At 42.4% G+C, this 23,408-nt stretch carries 22 protein-coding genes and 1 pseudogene; 21 read left to right on the top strand and 2 right to left on the bottom strand.

Going from position 1 to position 23,408, the window contains the following annotated elements:
* Positions 1–12: 12 nt before the first annotated feature.
* The 18 genes and pseudogenes from GCWU000321_RS07430 to GCWU000321_RS07500 all read left to right on the top strand — a co-directional run bounded on the left by GCWU000321_RS07430 (position 13) and on the right by GCWU000321_RS07500 (position 17,084).
* Positions 13–1,179, top strand: coding sequence for an AlbA family DNA-binding domain-containing protein (locus GCWU000321_RS07430; RefSeq protein WP_007070568.1), 1,167 nt, complete (start codon positions 13–15; stop codon positions 1,177–1,179).
* 116 nt (positions 1,180–1,295) lie between these two features.
* Complete coding sequence (locus tag GCWU000321_RS09905) at positions 1,296–1,442, top strand: helix-turn-helix domain-containing protein (protein WP_007070569.1); 147 nt, start codon at positions 1,296–1,298, stop codon at positions 1,440–1,442.
* Between the two features lie 12 nt (positions 1,443–1,454).
* A complete protein-coding gene (locus tag GCWU000321_RS09420; RefSeq protein WP_338131588.1) occupies positions 1,455–1,604 on the top strand; it encodes an FAM83 family protein in 150 nt (49 codons plus the stop codon).
* A gap of 35 nt (positions 1,605–1,639) precedes the next feature.
* A complete protein-coding gene (locus GCWU000321_RS07435; protein ID WP_040381519.1) occupies positions 1,640–1,960 on the top strand; it encodes a TfoX/Sxy family protein in 321 nt (106 codons plus the stop codon).
* Positions 1,961–1,986: 26 nt separating this feature from the next.
* Positions 1,987–2,628, top strand: a complete 642-nt coding sequence (locus GCWU000321_RS07440; RefSeq protein WP_007070572.1) for an RpiB/LacA/LacB family sugar-phosphate isomerase — start codon at positions 1,987–1,989, stop codon at positions 2,626–2,628.
* A gap of 479 nt (positions 2,629–3,107) precedes the next feature.
* Complete coding sequence (locus tag GCWU000321_RS09735; RefSeq protein WP_007069739.1) at positions 3,108–3,386, top strand: transposase; 279 nt, start codon at positions 3,108–3,110, stop codon at positions 3,384–3,386.
* Between the two features lie 17 nt (positions 3,387–3,403).
* A complete protein-coding gene (locus tag GCWU000321_RS09740; protein ID WP_244835153.1) occupies positions 3,404–3,877 on the top strand; it encodes an IS3 family transposase in 474 nt (157 codons plus the stop codon).
* Between the two features lie 7 nt (positions 3,878–3,884).
* Positions 3,885–4,250, top strand: coding sequence for an integrase core domain-containing protein (locus GCWU000321_RS09745; protein WP_007070574.1), 366 nt, complete (start codon positions 3,885–3,887; stop codon positions 4,248–4,250).
* Between the two features lie 601 nt (positions 4,251–4,851).
* Positions 4,852–6,153, top strand: a complete 1,302-nt coding sequence (locus GCWU000321_RS07455) for an ATP-binding protein (protein WP_007070576.1) — start codon at positions 4,852–4,854, stop codon at positions 6,151–6,153.
* Between the two features lie 352 nt (positions 6,154–6,505).
* Complete coding sequence (locus GCWU000321_RS07460; protein WP_040381521.1) at positions 6,506–6,697, top strand: hypothetical protein; 192 nt, start codon at positions 6,506–6,508, stop codon at positions 6,695–6,697.
* Entirely contained in the window at positions 6,694–7,392 is a 699-nt protein-coding gene (locus GCWU000321_RS07465; protein WP_007070578.1) for a hypothetical protein, read from the top strand. Before GCWU000321_RS07460 ends, GCWU000321_RS07465 begins: the two co-directional genes overlap by 4 nt.
* Positions 7,382–8,908: an Eco57I restriction-modification methylase domain-containing protein gene (locus GCWU000321_RS07470; RefSeq protein WP_007070579.1), complete on the top strand. Its 1,527-nt coding sequence runs from the start codon at positions 7,382–7,384 to the stop codon at positions 8,906–8,908. The genes GCWU000321_RS07465 and GCWU000321_RS07470 overlap by 11 nt, the downstream gene beginning before the upstream one ends.
* The gene (locus GCWU000321_RS07475; RefSeq protein WP_007070580.1) at positions 8,908–11,892 is read left to right on the top strand and encodes a GIY-YIG nuclease family protein; all 2,985 of its coding nucleotides are present in this window, start codon (positions 8,908–8,910) and stop codon (positions 11,890–11,892) included. The genes GCWU000321_RS07470 and GCWU000321_RS07475 overlap by 1 nt, the downstream gene beginning before the upstream one ends.
* Positions 11,893–12,313: 421 nt before the next feature.
* The gene (locus GCWU000321_RS07480) at positions 12,314–12,937 is read left to right on the top strand and encodes a hypothetical protein (RefSeq protein ID WP_007070581.1); all 624 of its coding nucleotides are present in this window, start codon (positions 12,314–12,316) and stop codon (positions 12,935–12,937) included.
* 249 nt (positions 12,938–13,186) lie between these two features.
* Positions 13,187–13,654, top strand: coding sequence for a hypothetical protein (locus tag GCWU000321_RS07485; RefSeq protein WP_022026742.1), 468 nt, complete (start codon positions 13,187–13,189; stop codon positions 13,652–13,654).
* Between the two features lie 688 nt (positions 13,655–14,342).
* Positions 14,343–14,423, top strand: a pseudogene (locus GCWU000321_RS09890) (sodium ion-translocating decarboxylase subunit beta); the annotation flags it as partial.
* A gap of 545 nt (positions 14,424–14,968) precedes the next feature.
* Complete coding sequence (locus GCWU000321_RS07495; protein ID WP_007070585.1) at positions 14,969–15,727, top strand: hypothetical protein; 759 nt, start codon at positions 14,969–14,971, stop codon at positions 15,725–15,727.
* 130 nt (positions 15,728–15,857) lie between these two features.
* The gene (locus GCWU000321_RS07500) at positions 15,858–17,084 is read left to right on the top strand and encodes a phosphatase domain-containing putative toxin (protein WP_007070586.1); all 1,227 of its coding nucleotides are present in this window, start codon (positions 15,858–15,860) and stop codon (positions 17,082–17,084) included.
* Between the two features lie 14 nt (positions 17,085–17,098).
* On the opposite strand, the gene GCWU000321_RS07505 is transcribed toward GCWU000321_RS07500, so the two are convergent.
* Positions 17,099–18,430, bottom strand: coding sequence for an MATE family efflux transporter (locus GCWU000321_RS07505; RefSeq protein WP_040381523.1), 1,332 nt, complete (start codon positions 18,428–18,430; stop codon positions 17,099–17,101).
* A gap of 187 nt (positions 18,431–18,617) precedes the next feature.
* Positions 18,618–19,046, bottom strand: a complete 429-nt coding sequence (locus tag GCWU000321_RS09520; protein ID WP_007070588.1) for a tautomerase family protein — start codon at positions 19,044–19,046, stop codon at positions 18,618–18,620.
* Between the two features lie 192 nt (positions 19,047–19,238).
* Here GCWU000321_RS09520 and GCWU000321_RS07515 point away from each other — a divergent pair, with 192 nt between their 5' ends.
* The 3 genes from GCWU000321_RS07515 to GCWU000321_RS07525 all read left to right on the top strand — a co-directional run bounded on the left by GCWU000321_RS07515 (position 19,239) and on the right by GCWU000321_RS07525 (position 23,353).
* Positions 19,239–20,639, top strand: a complete 1,401-nt coding sequence (locus tag GCWU000321_RS07515; protein ID WP_007070589.1) for an NAD(P)/FAD-dependent oxidoreductase — start codon at positions 19,239–19,241, stop codon at positions 20,637–20,639.
* Positions 20,640–21,932: an adenylosuccinate lyase gene (gene purB / locus GCWU000321_RS07520; RefSeq protein WP_007070590.1), complete on the top strand. Its 1,293-nt coding sequence runs from the start codon at positions 20,640–20,642 to the stop codon at positions 21,930–21,932.
* 137 nt (positions 21,933–22,069) lie between these two features.
* On the top strand, positions 22,070–23,353 hold the full coding sequence (locus tag GCWU000321_RS07525; RefSeq protein WP_007070591.1) for an adenylosuccinate synthase: 1,284 nt from the start codon (positions 22,070–22,072) through the stop codon (positions 23,351–23,353).
* Positions 23,354–23,408 lie beyond the last annotated feature (55 nt).

A 23,408-nucleotide genomic window follows, 5' to 3' on the forward strand; every position in this document is an offset into this window, starting at 1 on the left:
GGGAGGGTAGATATGAATTCTAAAGAAATAAAGAACCTCATTCAAAATGGAGAAAAAATAGATGTCGAATTTAAAGAATCTAAGAATTCTCTAAGCAAAGATGTCTTTGATACAGTATGCTCTTTCAATAATAGAAATGGCGGACATATTTTACTTGGTGTAAATGATAAAAGAGAGATTGTCGGTGTCAGTAAAGAGAAAGTTGATAAAGTGATTAAGGAATTTACTACGGCAATCAATAACTCGCAAAAGATGTATCCACCACTTTATTTGTTGCCGGAAACCTTTGAAATTGAGGGCAAACAAGTTATTTATATAAGAGTTCCTGAAGGTTATCAGGTCTGCAGACATAACGGAAGAATTTGGGATAGGTCTTATGAGGGAGACATCAATATCACAGATCATTCTGAACTTGTATATAAGTTATATGCAAGAAAACAAGGAAGCTATTTTGTAAATAAAGTATATCCGAATCTTGATATTGATTTTCTTGATGCTTCTGTTATTGCTAAAACCAAGAAAATGGCTGTCTCCCGAAATAAAAATCATGTTTGGGAAAATATGAGTAATGAGGAGCTTCTTAGAAGTGCCAATTTGATACTGACAGATCTGGAAACAAAGCGTGAAGGAATCACATTAGCTGCTATTTTGCTATTTGGAAAAGACAACTCTATTATGTCCGTTCTTCCGCAACACAAAACTGATGCAATATTCAGGGTTGAAAATAAGGATAGATATGATGATAGAGATGTTGTCATAACAAATCTGATTGATAGTTATGACAGGCTTATAGAGTTTGGGCAGAAGCATTTGAATGATCTATTTGTATTGGACGGAATTGTAAATGTCAATGCAAGAGATAGGATACTTAGAGAGATAGTTTCAAATACACTGGCTCATAGAGATTATTCAAGTGGGTATCCTGCAAAGATGATTATTGATGATGAGAAAATTACTGTTGAAAACAGCAACTTGGCTCATGGTATGGGAGCGTTAGATTTGCAGAAGTTTGAGCCATTTCCCAAAAATCCAGCTATATCAAAGGTGTTTAGAGAAATAGGTCTTGTGCGGATGAACTTGGTTCAGGAATGCGAAATACCTACAAGTACACACAGCTTTATTCAGGACAAAACCCGCTATTTGAGGAGGGAGATATATTCAGAACGATTATTCCTCTAAAGAGGATAGCGACACAAAAGGTTGGAGGCGACAATGTCGCTCAGGGTGTCGTTCACGATGTCGCTCACGATGTCGCTCACGATAAGATAGCCCTCGCAGAGTTTATCAAAGAAAAAGTGAGAATCAATGATAGGATTACAAGAAAGGCTATTGCAGATGAGGCCGGAGTTAGTGTAAAGACTATCGAAAGAGCTATAAAGGAAATAGATAATCTGAAGTATGTAGGAAGTGGTAATAGCGGACACTGGGAACTGAATGAATAGAAGTCTTGTATAATAGATATGGACTATGTAATGCATGGCTCATATAATTGGACACCAACAGCTAATAATAATGAAGAAACCTTAGCCACTGCACTTGATCATGAACTTGTCGCAAAGTTTGCTAAAGAGTTTATGGAATTATATAATGGGATTTATTTTTAAACGAAGACAAATTGAAATTTTTGGAGGTGCAAGGTATGGCTTCAAGTAAAGAATATTTAAATTTCATTTTAGAACAACTATCAGAGTTGGAAGAAATAACATATAGATCAATGATGGGCGAATATATTGTTTATTATCGCGGAAAAATTGTGGGTGGAATTTATGATGATAGATTTTTAGTGAAGCCTGTTAAATCTGCAATAGCATATATGCCAAATGCAAAGTACGAGTTACCATATGATGGAGCAAAGGAAATGCTGTTGGTAGATGATGTTGACAACAAAGTTTTTTTAATTGGCTTATTCAATTCAATGTATGATGAATTACCTGCACCCAAACCAAAGAAAAAGAAATAATTACATTAGAAGTTGTAGGGGGGAGAATGAGAATCGGAGTTATTCAAGCAAGTTCGCAAGCGACTAAAAATCAAATAATCTATGATGATGTATTAAAGTATGCTCCAAAGAAATCTGAGGTTATAAAATTTGGCTGTACGATGGAAGAAAATGAAAAATACTCGTATATAGAAATTTCTATTCTTGTAGGTATCTTGTTGGCAAGTAGGACAGTTGATTTCGTTGTTACGGGCTGTTCTTCCGGACAGGGAATGATGCTTGCTTGTAATAGTATGCCAGACGTCATCTGCGGGTATGCACCTACACCGAAGGATGCCTATTTATTTGCTCAGATTAATAATGGAAATGCGATATCATTACCATTAGGTGAAGATTATACATGGTCAGGTACTGAAATTCTTGAAAAAACAATAGAAGCTCTTTTCTCGGAGTCATTTGGGCAAGGATACCCCAAAAGTGAGGCAGAGAGAAAGGTAAGAGATGCCGAGAAACTTAAAGAAATAAGAAGTATCGGACAGGTTAAGTTTGAAGAATTCGTAAATATACTATATATATCATTGCTTGAATCAATCAAGAGGAAACAGGATGTAATTCAGAATGTAAAGGCGTATGGGAAGAAAGAAATAGCTGATTTAATGAAATTAGCAAATCCCAGTTTATCGAGGTAATACCTTTAACGATAACCTTATTTTATCGTTAAAAAGTATGTGGATATGTTTACACATACAGACAAGACTACCTGACATACTTAGTGTTCACTCGTTTCATGTGGAGACTATCGTGTTGCTTTCCAAACTAGATTCAAAAAGATATATTAGTGTTGAGCTTCCAATTGATGAGGTGGATTTAACAAGTGCGGAGAGTAAGGTACCTATAAGCAAATTCAAAACTATGTTTTTAAGAAGTTTGGGTTTAAGGTATCTAATTTATATATAGCACAAGTAAAAGAAAAATGTGGAATTAAAGAAAGAGAAAATTATAATAAACCTAAAAAAGAAGACTTAAAACAACCAATTTGTCCAATAGAAAAAGAAGAGGCAATAAAAGATGCGTTTAGATATTTTCAGATGTTCTGGTGTTAGTATAAATTAGTGGACACATAAAATGCGACACATTAAACTTTTGTATAGGAAAGGATGTGTTGCAAATGGTGCATAACAACAAGAGGTATTCTGAGGAATTTAAGAAACAGATTGTAAACTTACACCTTTCCGGAAAATCAGTTAAAGCGCTCGCAAATGAATATGGCTTAGTCGAGCAAACAATTTACAAATGGAAGAAGCTCTATGCTCCTACTCTTCAAGTAAATGAGAAGCAAACTATTTCTATGAAGGAATATCAAAAACTCCAAAAGAAAATACATGAACTTGAACTGGAAAATGAAATATTAAAAAAAGCTACAGCCATATTCGCCAAAGAACAATAACCGCAATCGTTACTTTCATAACAGCATATCAAAATAAGTATCCTATCAAACTTATGTGTAAGGTACTCAATATGAATCGCAGCACCTTTTACAAATGTATTCACCATGTCCCTTCTAATCGGGAAATTGAAAATCAAAAGTTAGATGCAGATATTTTGGCAATCTATTACGATACAAATTACCGTTACGGAGCGCCAAAGATCTGTGATGACCTTCATGACAGAGGCTGGCATGTCAGTTTAAAACGTGTGCAGCGAAGAATGGCTGCTATGGGGATTCGTTCTATCGTCATCAAGAAATACCGTCATGTCTCAAACAATGTCCATGTCGATGAAAAAGAAAATATATTAAATCAGGATTTTACAGCGACCGGCATTAACCAAAAATGGTGTACAGATATTACCTATATATTCACACAAAAAGACGGTTGGACATATCTGGCATCAGTAATGGATTTATATAGTCGCAGGATTATCGGGTGGGCGTTATGATACATCAATGACTGCTGAACTTGCAGTAAAGGCTGTGCGTAATGCTTGTATGAATGTTTCTGATACGGAAGGAATCATTATTCAAAGCGATTTAGGGACGCAGTATACAAGTGAATTATTTGAACAATATCTTACAAATCATAAAATACGGCATTCATTCAGTCGAAAAGGTTGTCCTTACGATAATGCTTGTATTGAATCATTTCATTCTTTGCTAAAAAAGGAAGAAGTGTATTGTAAAACGTATAAGGATTCAAAAGATGCCTATCAGAGTATCTTCGAATATATCGAGTCATGGTACAATCACAGGAGAAAGCATAGTAGCCTTGGCTATCAGATCCCGGATGAAGTGCATGCGGGGAGTGTGGCATAAAAGTCGCAATTTTAGTGTCCACCATATTGTCCTAAGACCAAATCGGAACAAAACGTGATAGAAGATGGTTTGCAATAAAATAGGAAAATAATCCTCATAGATATATTTTATGTTGATGTTTATATGTGGAAGTTTGGACAAAAGTTCGCATGTGGAGACAGTGGCATTGATGATGTCGGGGAAAAGTAAATAGGGATAAACTTTAGCAGAATAAGGGTTTTTAGTGTTTTTGCATACTTGGAAATAAGATGTAATCATGGCTGGAACCCTTTATTTTTGTGTGCATATGTGACTAGAAATACAGTTGAGTAGACAAAAGGTACATACCGCAATGGATGTCAGAAAAGAAAAGGAATTCCTGCTACCACTTCCAAAGAAAGTGATACGAGATTCCTATTGTTTACGTTATCATATGCAAATGAAAGAGTAGCTGTACAAATTATTTCGTTAAAATGGTACATTCTTATATTGATATTTACGATTAAAGTAGTAATACGCATTTGTTTTAAAAGTATCTTTAATATGTAGGGTAAAATGTTATAATAAAAATAGATTTAACAAAAATGCGTATTTATACAGGTTTATTAAACAGAGGTGTAAGATGGAAGTGGAAAGACCAAGATATTTGAATCAACTAATAGATAAAAAAGATAATGGAAGAGTAAAGATCATTACAGGCGTTAGAAGATGTGGGAAATCATATCTTTTATTTGAATTGTATCGAAAATATCTACTGTCTATTGGGATAAATGAAAATCAGATTATCATGATTGCTCTTGATAGTTTGAAGAATGTGCAATATAGAAATCCCATAGAATTAGATGATTTTCTAAGAGGAAAAATTCGGGATAATGTATTACGATATTATATTTTTATCGATGAAATTCAATTTGTGGAAGAAATTTCAAACCCATATCTGAAAAATAGTGACTCAAAGATATCCTTTGTAGATCTTGTATTAGGCCTTATGAAAATCTCCAATGTCGATGTATATATTACAGGGAGCAATTCCAGGATGCTTTCGTCAGATGTGTTAACACAATTTCGAGATCGTGGCGATGAGATAAGAGTATATCCATTTTCATTTGCTGAATTTTATTCATGCTATGATGGAGATAAAGGAAAGGCTTTCGATGAATATTGTTTATACGGTGGTATGCCTATATCTGTGCAACTTAAAAACCATGAAGAGAAGAGCAAATATTTAAAGAATATTTTTACAAGCACTTATATTAAAGATGTGGTAGAGCGTCATAAAATCTTAAAAGATGTGTCTATAATAGATGATTTGCTGGATATTATATCTTCATCCATTGGTTCTTTATCGAACCCAACCAAGTTAGCTAGTACCTTTATGTCAGAAAAGAATATAAAGATATCTCAATTTACAGTTAGTAATTACTTGGATTACTTCATTGATGCTTTCTTAATAGAAAAAGCCAGGAGATTTGATGTGAAAGGGAGAAAGTATATTTCATCCCCATATAAATATTATTTTTCCGATATTGGTCTGAGAAATGCAAGACTAAATTTCAGGCAGAATGAACAATCACATATTATGGAAAATGTGATATACAATGAACTGCGAATGAGAGGGCTAAATGTAGATGTTGGTGTCGTAGAATATAATTATAAAAATGAGGACAAAAAAACAGTCAGAAAGAACCTGGAAGTTGATTTTATTATTAATAGAGGAAGTAATAGATACTATATTCAATCAGCACTTAATGTGGATACAAAAGAAAAACAAATGCAGGAAACGGAATCTTTGAGAAGAACCGGAGATTCCTTTAAAAAAATAGTGATAGTAAGAAATAATATTGTACCTCGATATGATGATGATGGTATTTTATATATTGGAATAGAGGACTTTCTTTTAGATGAAACGTCAATAGACTTATAGAAATATCAATACTGCATTTAATAAAAATACGTATTTACAAAAATTTATTAATGTGGCATGGCTCAGAGAAATCTGGGCTTTTTTAATGCCACGTTTGTCCTATAACCTGGATTTTAGAGATAGGTGAAAGGTTCTGCGTATTATTCCATGCTGTTAGCATTGCAGTCGTTAAATATGATTTATCATGACATATCGTTTCATGTGAAGACAGTAGCTTTGATAATACAGGGGAAATATGTGTCGAATGAAGTGAAGGCACAAAAAAGTTTACGAGCAATCGTGTTGAAAAGCTGTGTATAATCGCCTACACTATTACAAGTGGGATTTTTATGTGGAAGGAGCGTATGAAGATATGGCTCAGCACAAAAAAGACTATATAACCCTTAATATAAAGACGGACGCGGCACTAATGCGTTGTTTTGCAACATACTGCAAAGATGTTGGTCAGACAAAAACTCTGGCCGTTGAGCGCATAATTGGTGCGTTTCTGGATGAGCGTGGCGTGAAAGCCGAAAAGGAACGTAAGGAGGCTGAAAATCTATGATAAAGCAGATTAAATCAAAGGCTCGTGTAGCTGACCATGGCGAAGTCTTTACGGCTAAACGTGAAGTCGATGCAATGCTTGACTTAGTGAAGCAGGAAACAGAACGTGTAGACAGCCGCTTCTTGGAGCCAGCCTGCGGAGATGGCAATTTTGTTGCTGAAATTCTTCGGAGGAAATTGGTTGCTGCAAAAAAGCGCGCAATTCCGCCGAGAAAGAAGAAACCTTTGCCATTAGAATTTGAGAAACAATCTGTGATTGCGGTGGCTTCTATTTATGGTGTTGACTTGATGATGGACAACGTAAATGCTTGTCGAAGAAGGCTCTATGACATTTGGAATGATGAGTATGAGGCAATCTGTAAGAACGAGGCTGATGATGAATGCCGTGAGGCAGTCAAATTTATTCTTAGGAGAAATATTGTTTGCGGTAATGTCCTGACATTGATGTGCGTAGATGACCAGCAGCAGGATATGAAAAAGCCGGTCGTATTCTCCGAATGGACACTTCCGTTTAACGATACACGGATACAGCGGAAGGATTATACTTTCGCGGAATTGATGAATGCATCCTTTATAGAAAAGGATACCCGTAAGACTCAAATGGACCTGTTTTCAAATAAAGACGGCGAATTTGAGCCAATATTCCTCAAACAGTATATTTTCGATTACAGGAGGCCTCAGGATTATGTCGAGTAATCTTTATAATACGATGTATAATCCCGATGTATTGTCTTGCATTGCCAATCTTTCCAGTGATGAGGTGTTTACACCGCCAGAATTAGCTAATGCGATGTTGGACATGCTTCCGCAGGAATTATTCGAGAATCCTGATACAAAGTTCCTTGACCCTGGATGCAAGAGCGGGGTCTTCCTTCGGGAGATAGCTAAACGACTTTTGAAGGGGTTGGAACCGATATATCCTGATTTACAGGAACGGACGGATCATATCTTCAAAGAACAGTTGTATGGTATTGCTATCACAGAACTGACATCTCATTTGTCTCGGCGAAGCCTTTATTGCTCGAAGTTTGCAAATGGAAGATATTCCGTTGTGAGTTTTGATACGGTTGACGGAAATGTAAGGTTTAAGAATATTCAGCACCGATGGAAGAATGGTAATTGTGTTTATTGTGGTGCTTCTCAAAAGGAGTATGAACGATCAGATGATTTGGAAACACATGCCTATGAATTGATTCATACAACAAAGCCAGAGGAGATTTTTAAGATGAGATTTGATGTGATAATAAGTAATCCACCATATCAATTGAATGATGGTGGTGGAACTGGAAAGAGCGCTAAACCGATATATCAACTTTTTGTATCACAAGCAAAGAAACTGCATCCCAGATACATGACCATGATTATTCCATCAAGGTGGTTTTCTGGTGGTAAGGGGCTTGATGAATTTCGGGCTGATATGCTTACAGATAAACGTATTCGTAAATTAGTTGATTTTGATAACTTCAGAGAAGTTTTTCCTGGTGTTGATTTAGCAGGCGGTGCATGTTTCTTTTTGTGGGATAGGGATCATCCAGGTTCTTGCGAGGTCACTAATGTTAGTGGTGAAATGCGTGACACGGTAGTTCGTGAGTTGAACGAGTATGATACATTTATTCGTTCTAATAAAGCATTGGCTATTGTGAATAAGGTAAATGCAAAAGATTATAAGCGGCATTTAAATGAGGTCGTTTATCCGAGGTTGCCGTTTGGTATTCCAACCACGTATACTCCGACAAATTCTGGAGTTCCCTGTTATTTTACACAGCGGATCGGTTTACAGCACGCTCGAAAGAATGATGTGACTGATTCATTTGGCATTATTGATAAGTGGAAGTTTTTGGTGCCAAAGGCTCCTATTGCTGGACAGACAGATTTTTCAAAGCCTGTTGCGTTTTATTACGATGGTAACACGAGGATTGCCAAACCAAATGAGATTTGTTCCGAGTCATGGTTAGTTGCTGGTGCATTTGATAGTGAGGAAGAAGCATTATCTTATAAATCATACATTTTCACAAAAACTGTTCGCTTTTTGCTTCTTCAAACGGTCGTATCTCAGAATATTTCTAAGAAAAATTATGTTTTTATTCCTGACCTTGGAAAGTATGAGGGAATATATACTGATACCCAATTATGTAATATGTGGGATATTACGGATAATGAGTTTGAGTATATTAAGTCCCGAATCGGAGAGATTGGAGGAGGTGACAACTGATGCCTGAAATGGAATTTTTTCCTCAACGCTCCGGCTCACATCCTTCGATTTATGCGTATGAGCTCATCGGCGTAGATTCGCGTAAGGGATATATCAAGGTCGGTTATACTGAGCGTGATGTTGAGACCCGTGTTAAAGAGCAGGTGCATACGGCAGCGGTGCCGTATCGTATTCTTGACCATTGGTCTGCCATGAAGAATGATGGCAGTTGCTTTACAGACCGTGATGTTCATGCAGTTCTGAAGGCAAAAGGCAGGCGGCAGTTGAACGCTGGCGAAGACCGTAACGAATGGTTTAAGTGTAGCCTTGATGATGTCAAAGCCGCGGTGGCAGCCGTGAAGACAGGCACGGAGAATACTGAGAGTAGGACACAGACTTTCGAGATGCGTCCTGAGCAGAAACGTGCTGTTGACCTGACGATGGCCTATTTCAGGTCTGTTTACAAAGAAGGCAGCAGGCGTACTCCGAAGTTCCTTTGGAACGCAAAAATGCGCTTTGGTAAGACTTTTGCGGCGTATCAGTTAGCGAAGAAGATGGGAATGAAGCGTGTGCTTATCCTGACCTTCAAGCCTGCTGTTCAAACGGCATGGCGTGAGGATTTAATGACTCACGTCGATTTTGACGGCTGGCAGTTTATCACCCGTTCGACGCAGCCTGGGGATCTTACGAATGATCAGCAGTATCAATGTGCTGATAAGGACAGGCCGATCGTCTGCTTTGGTTCTTTCCAGGATTTCCTTGGTGTGAACAAGAATACAGGCGGTATTAAGGCGAACAACGAGTGGGTACATATGACCAACTGGGATCTCGTCATTTTTGATGAGTATCATTTTGGTGCATGGAAGGACAATGCGAAGAAGTTATTCGAGTCTGATGAAGACTCTTATGAAGACGACCTTTCTAAATACGATGCCGGCAATGCCTATGATGAAACGTGGCTCCCGATTACGACGCAGTATTACTTGTATCTGTCTGGCACGCCGTTCCGTGCGTTGAACTCCGGTGAGTTCATTGAGGAACAGATTTATAACTGGACTTATTCTGACGAGCAGCGTTGCAAAGAAGAATGGCCTCATCTGTTTGACTTCCCTGATTATCAGGCAAAGGCTGGGGATATCAATCCCTATGCTGCGCTTCCGCGTATGGTCATGCTGACCTATAAGATTCCTGAATCTATACAGAGGATTGCAAAGCGGGGAGAGTTTGACGAGTTCGATTTGAACGTTTTCTTCTTGGCTGAAGGAACGGGTAAAGATGCTCATTTCAAGTATGAGGACTATGTTCAGAAGTGGCTGGATTTGATCCGTGGTTCTTATTTGGAGACAAGTGTAGACGAACTGAAACTCGGTGCTCAAAAGCCGCCGATGCCGTTCTCGGATACACGTCTGCTGAACGTCCTGTCTCATACGTTGTGGTTCATGCCTAACGTAGCCTCGTGCTATGCGATGGCGAACCTGTTAGCACAGAAGCAGAATGCTTTTTATCATGATTACAAGGTCAATGTCTGTGCCGGTACGCAGGCGGGCATTGGTGTAGCGGCTCTTGCTCCTGTCCGTGATTCTATGGATGATCCTTTGGAGTCTAAGACTATCACGCTTTCCTGCGGAAAGTTGACGACAGGCGTTACGATCAGACCATGGACAGGTATTTTCATGCTGCGGAATCTCTCTTCTCCAGAGACCTATTTCCAGGCTGCTTTCCGTGTACAGTCTCCATGGGAGATTACGAAGGACAATGGACAGCGAGAGATCGTAAAGCAGGAATGCTATGTCTTCGATTTTGCTCTTGACCGTGCACTTCGCCAGATTTCGGATTATTCCTGCCGCTTGAATGTGGCTGAGCATAATCCTGAGAAGAAAGTTGGCGAGTTCATCAAGTTTCTTCCTGTGCTTGCCTATGATGGCAGCGCGATGCGTCAGGTCAATGCCGCTGAGATATTGGATATTGCTATGGCGGGTACTTCTGCCACCCTGCTTGCGAAGAGATGGGAATCTGCGTTGCTTGTCAACGTGGACAACGATACGCTTTCGAGACTGCTTGCCAGTAAGGAGGCGATGGATGCTCTCATGCGAATTGAAGGTTTCCGTAGTCTGAACGCCGATATTGAGACTATTATCAACAAGTCCAATGCCGTGAAGAAGGCGAAGAAAGAAGGCGAGAAACTTACTCCGAAGGAGAAGAAAGAACTGACTGATGCAGAGAAGGAATATAAGTCCAAGCGAAAGATGATTCAGGAAAAACTGATTAAGTTTGCTACCAGAGTGCCTGTGTTCATGTATTTGACGGATTACCGTGAATACAGCCTTCAGGATGTTATCACACAGTTGGAACCTGAATTGTTTAAAAAAGTGACAGGTCTTGATGTCAAAGACTTCGAGCTGCTGGTATCTCTGAATGTCTTCAATGAAGCTTTGATGAATGATGCCGTTTATAAATTTAAGCGGTACGAAGATGCCAGCCTGATTTATACTGGGATTGACAAGCATACAGGTGAGAATGTGGGTTTGTATAGTACCGTTATTTCTCGTGCTGATTATGATGCGATGGCGGGTCAGTTGGCTGCGTCCATGACTGCTGATGCTCCGCGTGAAGATGATATTCCTAAGCGTCCTGTGTTTAGAAACATCAGCAGTTATCCAGATGATGACGATGCTGAGGATAACTTTCCGATGGTTGCGGAGTCGAAAGCGCAGTATGGGGCTAAGCGTTCTCCGATTGCGCAGCCGTCGAAACCTGTTCAGAGCACTTATAGACCGTCTTATGTGCCTCCTACACCAGCGGCTACACCGCAGCCCAAGCCAAAGGTTAAAATGGATTTGTCAGGAGTACATGCTGGAACTATTGTGAAGCATAAGGCGTTTGGTCTTGGTCAGGTCGAAGGTATTGATGGCGCCATTATCGTTGTTACGTTTGATGGGGTAGCAAAGAAATTTCAATTTCCTGGTGGATTTGAGAATGGATTTTTATCTTTAGATGTGGATTAAGGAGTGTTTTATAACTTAAAACGTGAAAACATGTCGGAAATAGAAAAGTCTCAAGCACTTCTCATTAACTTATGAGGACAGCGGGTTTCATCCGGCTATTTGATGTTTCGTCCAAAATCAATTTTAATTGGATGAAAAAAATTATGATGGACGAATGGATATCATAAGACAGGGAAAATACATGGCATCGGACGAAAGGTGTTTTGAGGAAAAGATTTTTATTGGAGTATGCGCTCCGCTATGCCATGATGTACTCTGACAGTAAATGATTTCTGTACAAAACAAGTGCATTTGGATAAAAACTATCGCAGAGATTCGTATTAATGATCTTGTGTTATTTTTGAACATAAGGTCAGTAAATTTACGTACCGTTTTTTCGGTATTGTGATTTAAGGAATTATAGTTTGTGCGGAGTAGAGAAATGAATGCAAAAGAATTTTATGAGAAATTTATTGCGGCAATGAGAGAAGAGAATATTGCAACTAATGAACAGATAAAAAAACATTTGGATCAGGTAGGATGGACATACAAAAAAATTTATAGAGAATGTGAATCGGCTTTTACGGAATTAGTAAACAAAGGTATTGTTGATAGAATTATAGAGTCGGAAGATGGCTTAATACCACAACATGAGTATCTTAGAATAGATTCCATAGGTTATAAACATAGATATACGGAAATTTCTGAAGAAGAAGCACGAGAAGTGGGGCTTAATAGGCATTTTTGGGAACTTGCAATTGCAGTTGAACATGAGAACAGTAAGCATGATTGGATGGATGAGGTCATTAAGTTACTGCATGTACGTTGTCCGTTAAAAGTCGTAATTTCTTATAATTATTGTGATTGTAGAGAAGAGATGGAAATAAACAAATTGGGATTTATTGCAAAGTATATGAAAAAATGGTTGGAGAATTATCCGAATGATAAGGAAGAATATTTAATAATTATTGGTAATTCAGCACCTAAAAATAGAAATAGTATAGGTTATGAAATTTTTGATTATCGAGGGTATGAATATATTAATGGTCATTTTTATAAAATATAGTTAAGATGAAAATCCAATACTTTACATGACTATTGAGATAATTACTATAGGTAATATATTTTCAACTGGAGGGTGGAATTATAAAACGGAAAAACCGGCGGGGAATCTATTCATTTTATGTAACAAAGTTTGGGGCTTATTTTTGCGAATGTGAGATGCTATTTCCGGTTAAATTGTTTGTCATGTATGATAAAATAGAAATCATGAAGTGTAATTAATTTTATATTGTTTTTAGACGAGGAGATTGTTATGGGATTGATGGATATCGTTAAGAAGCTTCTGACCGGTGCAACAGATGAGGAAAATGCAAGAAATAAGGCGAGGATGAGAGAGCTTTTCAACGAGTGTGTGCCGGAAGGGGATCAGTATACGCTGATATACTGCCATATGGAGGATTTTACGGATGCAGTCGTTGTTAAAGTCACGACGCACAGTAATTTCATCGTAGGATATAAACCGGGAGAAGTGGTCGTAGTGCCTGTGGACGCGGAGCTGAAAGGGCATGAGGAGCCGGTTGTGTTCAATAAAGAGAATGGCGGACAGATTAAGTCCACCCTGGTGGGGTACTGCACCGCATCCAAGCCGGATGTTACGTTCCAGTTTGAACCGATTACTTATGAACCGGGAATCAAACGCGGTAGCAAGTATGCCGTATCTGTCACGCAGTCCCATGCGGAGGTATCTGCTTTCAGGAAATTTTTCAAGCAGGGGTTGTAATTTTAGGACGGAGAGAACCCGGACTGTGGGATAGGGAATCTGTTTATTTATAGGTCATAGGATATAAACTATGCAGTGATAAAAGGTCAGACGTATTTGTCTTTGGATACAGCGTTCTGATCTTTTTGTATGTTATAAATCGGTGAAACGATTCAGGATAAAGCGGTCGGTATGGAAATTGTAAAGTGTTTCTTCTTATGCTATGTTTGCGCTGCGAAAGACAAGCGTAGAATCATAAGGGAATTGATTGCGGATACAAAAAATCCGACACAATAGCATATGCCGGAAGCCGGATCAAAAATGAATTTAAAAAGCCCGTCAGTCAGGGATCATCTGCAGATCTTCGGTGATAGGGTTTCTATACAAGATCTTTTGCTTCGCCCATCCGGACATTTCATTGCAGAAGACACAATAAAGAAAAGTAAAATAATAGAATAACAGACGCTCGTTTCTGCTATAATTAAAGAAATATAAAAGGAACGAGGTCACTATGAAAACAATATGCGCAGCGCTCGGCATGGCCGCTTTACTCACTTTTTCTGCTTCGGCAGATACACTCACTCTTCCGAAAGGACACGTGCTGGATTTTGGAGATACTGTCGATGTTCTTGACGGGAGACAGACGTACTTTGGAAAGCAGATGAAAAACTGGGCGGAACATGAAGCAGTTGAAAAGGAGTCGAAACCGCAGGCAGCTGTTATCGGCATTATCGGCGGTGCTGACAGCCCGACATCTGTTTACCTGACGTCCAAACTGGCACCGCATGTATCCCGTCTGGCGGCGGAAGCCTTGGGAGAGCTGCGGGTATACCAGCTTCGGGCAAACACGCCGGAAGCTTTTTACGAATCCTTCGTCCTCTCCTTTTCCGTGGATCATAAGAATCCGGGGAAAGAGAAGAACGGTTTATCACCCTTCGTGAAACTGCTGGGGAAAGAAATGACAGGCACGGCGGGCAGCACTGCAGCGAAACAGGCAGCATCTGATAAAAAGAACGCTGCCATACCGTTTGCAGGCAAAATGTGGAAAGAAGCTGAAATCGGAGAGCCGTATAAACAATTTCTGGCAAAAAAGGGAATCCGTCTGTATGTGAGCGGTGAGGCCCGCTGGAAAGAAAAGAAATCCCGCGGAGGGAAAGCGTACCGCCTGGCAAAGGTGAAAGCCGGATTATACACTGGCGGCTGTCTGATCCCCTTTTTTGCGGAAGGGCTCATTCTGGAAGACGGTGACAGTACGACATACACACTCTTTGCAGGTGATCAGAAATCAGGAGCATACTTTGCGCCTTATGTGGAAAAAGCGGCACGGGAGATGAAATGATGAAGATGAAAATAATGCTGGCGGCTTCGATTCTTTGTGCCATGACGACAATGTGTGCGGGAGCTGCCGATATGATGGACAATATGGGAAACATGGCAGGCTTTCCGCCGATTTCAAGCATAAATATTCCTAAAGATGATAATATCGTTTCCGCTGTATGGAACGGTATTGTGCAGGAAGAGGCGAAATCTTTCTTTCAAAAAGTGAAGCTTCCGAAGAATACTGATTTTACTCCTCTTGGGAAGGATGGAAAATTCGGACTGCTTACCGTGACGGAAGAAGGAAACAGCGTGCCCGCTTTCGTCATGAACTGCGAATTTGCTCCTGTAGTCGGTAAAGAGGCCATGAAAGACGCTTTTGACGCGCGCCGTCTGTCGGGAAAATCGGTTTCCGAACTGTATGGCTGCAACGTGGCTCTTTTGGGCATGGAAAACGTATTGAATGGTATGTTTCTGGAAATGGCGAAGCGGATCAATGAAAAGCCTGAGACGGATCCCAAGATTCCGTTCAACATGCTTGGTGTCAGTTTCCTGAATGTGGAGCAGATCCACCGCGCACAGGACAGACCCCGTATTTATACAAGCGGCGTGCGTGCCGTTTTCTTCATGGACGGATTTGCCGTTCCCGTTTACGGAAAAGGCTACGTGATGAAGTACGGCGATAAGTACCGTCTTTTTTCTGTTCTGACAACGGACTCCGCCAATGAAATGGTGAAAAAAGCGGCTGACCGCATCGCGGCGGCTTCAGTGAAGTAGATATCATCCTGTTTTTTCTGTGACCGGATTTCATCGGCAGGGAATACAGGGGAAATCACAGACTTTTCCCAAAAAATCACGAGCGGCAGCGTGTTCAAAAAGGAGAAAGGAAAACGGTAGGTGATAAAATGTGTCAGAGGAATTTGCTCATAAGAAAAAGCTATGGATTTATACGTCTGTAGACCCTGTAGCTTTTTCATTTGTCCATTTACAATTATTTTTTACATGGGAAAGTGTATCACTCATGCTGCATCTTAAAAAGAAAATACTATTCTCAATAACGGCGGCAATAATACTTGGCAGCATGCCATTATCAGGGAATGCCTGGGAAGCGGAACCTGAAATAAGTGGTGTTTCTCTGCAGCAAGCACCGGATCAGACGGATGTTTCTGCAGCCGATCGTACAAAGTACGATGGCTATATCTGGCGTCTCGATGCAAAGGATAGGGATCAATTGCCGCGCAGATTTCGTACTGCAAATTCTGCGTTCCGCTCTCATGTGGATGTCAAAAAAACAGGCAAAGGATTTACGATGACCCCCTCGCGCAAGGGGTTGGATCGTCTGAACATATCCGGCAGTGCGGAGTTCTCTGTCGGAGAGTTTGAGAAGCTGGTTTCCGTACTCAAGAAGCAGGCGAACGGGCCAATTTATATTGTGGATCTACGGCAGGAAACGCATGGTATATTTAATGGGAATGCCGTCAGCTGGTTCGGCGCGCGCGATTGGGGCAACATCGGAAAGAACAAAACTGATGTTTTAAAAGATGAGATGAGGCGTTTGTGTGCAGCCAAGGGGAAAAGCCTCATTGTGACGATGCTCGATGAAGGGAAGAAGTCGATTGATCCCAAACTTATGAAGATTAATTCGGTCATGAGTGAAAGGCAGCTGGTGGAACAAAATGGTCTGTATTATTACCGCATTGCGGCAACGGATCATATCTGGCCATCGCCTGAAAACATTGATGACTTCATCGCCTTCATACGCACACTGCCCGATCATGCATGGCTGCACTTCCACTGCCGGGCGGGCAAAGGACGTACTACAATTTATATGGCCATGTATGATATGATGAAAAATCCTGATATATCACTGGAGGATATTCTCTCGCGCCAATATCTTCTTGGCGGAAATTACATTGCTTATGAAATGGATAAGCCGAAACCGAATCAATGGAAAGCCGCTTATTATCATGAGAAAGCAGCTATGATTGCAAAGTTCTATCAGTATGTGCAGGAAACTCATGCCAATCACTTTACAATGCGTTGGAGCCGGTGGCTTAAATCTCATCTGACAATGGAAGATGCATCTCCCACGCAAAGCGATTCAGGATCACGTATTCAAGGATGCCCTGGCTGAAAAAAGAATATTTTTTACACGTAACGATATTCTTTACGGCAGCTGATCCAGAAGAAAACTGTCACGAAACATGCCAGCAGCTTAGCGATGGAAACAGAAAGCCAGATGCCGTCTGTTCCCAGCCATAGCGGAAGTGCTATAACGGCGATGATTTGAAAAACAACGGACTGGAGGAGAGAGATCACTGAAGAGATGAAGCCGTTGTTCAGCGCCGTAAAAAACGCCGAGCCGTACATGCAAAAGCCGTTCAGGAGGAAAGAAAAGGAAAAGAATCGGAACCCCCGGACGGTGAGCGTGGCTAAAGGTTCATCATAGCCGACAAAAATATCCGCCAGTACGGGAGCGGCGAGGTATGCGGAGGTCGTGAGGAAAAGACCGGCACCGGCAATGACGGTGAGGCTCTTTCGGAAAATGCTCCGCAGTTCATCATCGCGGCGGGCACCATAATTGTAGCTTACGATAGGAGCGGTTCCCATGGAGTAGCCGATGTAAATCGCTTCGAAGAAGAATGCCACATACATAATCACGCCGAAGGCAGCGACACCGTCTGTTCCGGCGATGGAGATAAGCTGATAATTGTAGAGCATGGAAACGAAGGACATGGAAATGTTTGTCAAAAGCTCGGAGGAGCCGTTTGTGCAGACCTTCCAAAGTGCGGAACCATCCCATTCCGGTTTCACCAGTTGAAGAGAAGATGTATTTCTTTTAAGGAAGTAAATCAGAGGGAAAAGACCGCCCGCGTATTCACAAAGCACTGTGGCGAGGCCAGCGCCTAAGAGGCCCCATTTAAAAACAAGAATGAAAAGGGTGTCGAGCCCGATATTCGTTACACCGGAGAGGATTGTCATGCGAAGACCGAGAGAAGGTTTTCCGGCGGTAACCATGAACGATTGGAATACCCGCTGGAGGACAAACATGGGGAGGGAAAGAAGAAGCGTGCGGCCGTAAAAGACACTGCATGCAAGCACTTCACCGGATGCACCCATGGCGGAGGCAAGAAAGGGCATAAGGAAATAACCCAGGGCGGAAAGCAATATGCCTCCGGCAAGAGCAGAAAGGACGATGAGAGAAAAAAGACGGTTCGCTTTTTCCATTTGCCCCTCACCCATGGTCTTTGCCACAAGGGCGCTGCCGCCTGAGCCGAACATGAATCCGACACAGGCAAAAACCATGATGGCGGGGAAGATCAGGTTGACCGCGGTGAATGCCGTTTTGCCCACATAGTTCGATACGAAAAATCCGTCGACCATGGTGTAGGTGGAAATAAAGATCATCATTACCACGGAGGGCAGGACGAAACGGAAAAGTCGTTCATAATTGAAAGGGGAGGAAATGTCTATATGCATAAAGGCTCCTTAAAAAAAGAAATGACAGTAGGCAGATTCCGGAGGTGAGCAGATATTGATGTCTGTATGCTGACATTTTCTGAGAGCGTTTACTTAGAGTATAGTGGAATATAAATTTTAACGCAAAAACGGTTTCCGGATACAATTTTATCTGAAAACCGTTTCATATATTTGTTGGATGAGGGGACTATTTTTTGTTTTTTGATTTACTCTTTTTTGTTTTCTTTTCCTTTTTCAGTTTGAGTGCGTTATTGTTCAGCGTGAAAACCGGTGTTTCTTCTGTTGTTTCTTCTTCCGGCAGCGGAGGGATGTCTTCTTTTTTGCCGTCCTGAAGGAGAAGCTTTTTCAGGTTTTCCAATTCTTTTTCCTGCTCTTCTTTGTCGGCTTCCAGCCGGGCTATTTTGGCGTCTTGGGCTTCCCCTTTTTCTCTGGCGATTTCCACAGGATCGCCGCCGATTCCCCAGCTGTCCATGTCTACTTCTTCAATGGTGACGATTGTGGTTTTCGGGTTTTTGTTCAATACGCGGGTGAGGAGTTCCGTGGCTCCTTTGATGAGTTCTGCTTTCTGTTCGGCGGTAACGCCTTCACGTGTGATTTTGATGTTGATGTAGGGCATGGGAAACCTCCTTTTGAAAATAATTGGAATATTTCTTTTATTATACCATGACAGGAGGGTCTTTTATTTGACACACAGGGAGCCTTCCTGTAAAATTTAAAAAGGGATATATAAAGTATCTTCGCCCCCGGTGGGGCTTTTTTTATGCATAAAAAAGCTTCATGCAGATGTATTCTGTGAAAAGGAGAGGCAATGAGCAGATTTTATGATGTGGTAGTTATCGGTGCCGGACCGGCGGGTATTTTTACCGCTCTTGAACTGGCGGATACCGGTGCATCTGTCCTGATTCTTGAAAAAGGACTGGATATCCGTGAGCGGATAGCTCTGAATCGTGACAAAAATGCTCCGCCGAAAGACCGCAGGGCGAATATCGTCTGCGGCTGGGGCGGCGCAGGCGCGTTTTCCGACGGGAAGCTGACGCTTACTACGGATTACGGCGGCAATCTTGATGATTATATGAATAAAGGAGAGCTTGCCGGTTTAATTTCCTATGTGGATTCGGTGTACTGCAGGTATGGCGGGGCCGAAAGAAAAGTATACGGCGATGAGTTTGCCGAGGAAATACATGAACTGAAACGGAAATCCGCGGCGGCGGATCTGATGTTTATTCCTGCCCGTATCCGTCATTTGGGAACGGATGTGAACAGTGTCATTCTTGCTAATATGCGCGATTCACTTCCGGATAATGTGACCGTTATTTCCAAAACAGCGGCGGACAGAATTCTTGCGGACAAAGACGGAACGGTTCTCGGTGTGGAAGCGGGCGGGGAGACGTATCACTGCAAGTACCTTGTGGCGGCACCCGGCCGTGAAGGGGCGGAGTGGTTTATGAAAGAAGCCCGCGCGCTCGGTTTGGAGACACAGTCAAATGCGGTGGACATCGGTGTCCGTGTGGAATCTCCCGCAGAAGTGTATGAACCGATCACAAAGATCTGTTACGAATCGAAACTGGTGTATTTCTCCCGTTCCTTTGATGACCGGGTACGCACGTTCTGTATGAATCCTTACGGTTTCGTGGTGACGGAAAATAATGCGGGGCTCCAGACAGTGAACGGCCACTCTTTCGCCCATAAGAAGAGCGGAAATACGAATTTCGCCATTCTTGTTTCCAAACAATTTACCAGTCCTTTCAATGAACCCATTTCTTACGGGAAATATATCGCATCCCTGGCGAATATGCTTGGTGCGGGACCAATCGTCCAAAGGCTGGGTGATCTTCGTGACGGCCGCCGTTCTACGGTAGAAAGGATACGCCGCGGCCTTGTCCGCCCTACCATGCCGTCCGCGACGCCGGGAGATTTATCTTTAGTCTTGCCATACCGCTTTTTAAAGGATATCATGGAGATGTTCGAAGCGCTGGATCAGGTGGCGCCGGGAGCAAATTCCAGGCACACTCTTCTGTACGGCGTGGAAGTGAAATTTTATTCTTCCCGCATAGCGCTGACGAACCAGCTGGAAACGAAATTCAGAAACTTCTTCGCAATCGGCGACGGAGCCGGCATCACGAGAGGGCTTGTCCAGGCCTCGGCGGCCGGAGTGGTGGTGGGCAGAGAAATCTGTGCCAGGGAAGGAAAACCGAAGGGGGATATGTAAATGATTCCAAGGTACACAAGGCCGGAAATGGCAAAAATCTGGGATGAAAGAAATGAATGGCAGACCATGCTTGATGTGGAAATCGCTGCGTGCGAAGCCAATGCGGAGCTGGGACGTATTCCTAAAGAAGCGGTGGAAGTGATCAAAGCGAAAGCGGATTTTGATGTGGAACGCATTCATGAAATCGATCGTGAAATTAACCACGATATCATCGCGTTCCTTTCCGCTGTCGGAGAATATGTGGGCGATGAAGCGAAGTACATCCATATGGGCATGACTTCTACCGATGTGAAAGACACGGCGCTCAATGTGCAGATCAAACAGGCATCTGACGTGCTTATTGCCGATTTGGAAAAACTGGCGGAAGTCCTGAAACGCCGGGCTGTGGAATTTAAATATACACCCACCATCGGCCGTACCCATGGCGTCCATGCCGAACCGACCACGTTCGGGTTGAAAATTCTCCTGTGGTACAGCGAAACTTTAAGAAATATCGAAAGAATGAAACGGGCTGCTTCTGAAATGGCGGTGGGTAAATTGTCCGGCGCTGTCGGTACTTATGCGGATATTGATCCGTATGTGGAAGAATACGTCTGCAAAAAAATGGGACTGACCCCGGAAATCGTAGCGACCCAGGTCGTACAGCGCGATCATCATGCGGAATACATTACCACCCTCGGCGTTATCGCGGGCACATTGGCACAGATCGCCCTGGAAGTCCGCCATCTGCAGAGAACGGAAGTAAGGGAAGCGGAAGAATATTTCAGTCCCAAACAGAAAGGATCCTCTGCCATGCCCCACAAAAGAAATCCCGTCAAATCGGAACGGATCTGCGGCATGGCAAGACTCGTGCAGGGGTATGCCCTTCCCGCTTTTGAAAATATACCGCTTTGGCACGAACGGGATATTTCCCATTCCTCTGTGGAGCGTGTCATGATTCCTGACGCAACCACTGCATTGGATTATATTCTGGCACAGACGACCGATCTGGTAGATAAACTCCTTGTGTATCCGGAAAAAATGCTGGAAGATTTGAACATGACCGGCGGATTGATTTACAGTCCCCGCGTTCTGCTTGCCCTTGTGTCCAAAGGCGCTTACCGTGATACAGCATACCGATGGGTGCAGAGAAATGCCATGAAACGCTGGCTTGAGGGGGAAGATTTCTATGAAAACCTCTGCAAAGACGAAGATGTGAGAAAATATCTGTCTGAGGAAGAAATCAAAGAGTGCTTCGATTACAAACCCATGCTTGTCCATGTAGATAAAATATTTGCAAGATTTGGATTGTAAGAGCGGAAGACAGATGTCAGAAGACAAAGGTCGGATGCCGGAAGTCGGATATCAGAAGACAGCTATGAGCCGATAACTGTAAGCTGATATCTGATAATAAAGAATCACTGTATTATTAAAAGGAAGGAAAATGTGTAATGGCAACAGCTATGGTCATTGGTGCCCAGTGGGGCGATGAGGGAAAAGGAAAGATTGTAGATTACCTGGCGGCGAAAGCGGACGTCGTTGTCCGTTCCCAAGGGGGGAACAACGCGGGACATACGGTTGTGACCGGCGGCAAAGCTTATCCGCTGCGCCTTATGCCGAGCGGCATTATGTATCCCGGCACCATCTGTATCGTCGGTACGGGCGTCGTCGTTGACCCGAAAAGTTTCCTTGAGGAAATGGAAAAGCTGGAGGCCCAGGGAATCAACGCGAAGCATCTCCAGATTTCCACCCGTGCGCAAGTTGTATTTCCCTACCATATCCGTTTGGACGAGGCAGAAGAAATGAGAAAAGGCAGCCGGAAGCTGGGGACGACGAAAAACGGGATCGGGCCGTGTTATGCGGACAAGATCAACCGCATCGGTATCCGTATGTGCGACCTTATGGATAAAGAAGTTTTTGCGGAGAAATTGAAATACAACGTGGAGCAGAAAAACATGCTCCTGGAAAAACTTTACGGGATGGAAGGTTTCGACTACGAGCAGATGCTGATTGATTACCTGGGATATGCGGAAAAGCTCCGCCCCTATGTGAAAGATACGAACTACACTGTCCAGACCTTGGTCAGAGAAGGAAAGAACGTTCTTTTTGAAGGCGCCCAGGCATCCATGCTCGACTGTGACAATGGCACCTATCCTTTCGTCACGTCATCCCATCCAACGGCGGGCGGTGCATGTATAGGCGCAGGCATCGGGCCGCACATGATGCAGAATATCTTCGGCGTGGTGAAAGCGTACAGCACCCGTGTCGGAGAAGGGCCGTTCCCGACAGAACAGGTGAATGAAATTGGCGACCGTATCCGGAACATTGCCCATGAATTCGGTACGGTTACCGGCCGTCCTCGCCGTGTAGGCTGGCTTGACGCCCGTGCCGTCCGTTACGCGGCGGCGCTGAACTCTTTCGATTATCTGGCGATTACCCGGCTGGATATCTTAGACGAGCTGGAAGAAATCAAAGTCTGTGTTGGCTATGAATATGAAGGAAAACCGGTCAAAGAATATCCGGCAGATCTGAAATTTCTTTCCAAAGTCACTCCGATTTATAAAATCTACAAAGGATGGAAAGAAAAAATCAGCGCCATCCGTGACTACGACCGGCTTCCAGCGCTCTGCAAAGAATACCTGGCGGATATTTCTAAAGAAATCGGCGTCCCCATCGGCATCGTTTCCGTGGGGCCCAGCCGTGAAGAAACCATCGTAGTGAAAGATGTATTTTAAGAATGGAAAAGTAAGCATATAAAACAGAAAACGCGTGTCCTGAAACTAAAAAGCA

Source organism: Dialister invisus DSM 15470 (assembly GCF_000160055.1).
GTDB lineage: Bacteria > Bacillota > Negativicutes > Veillonellales > Dialisteraceae > Dialister > Dialister invisus.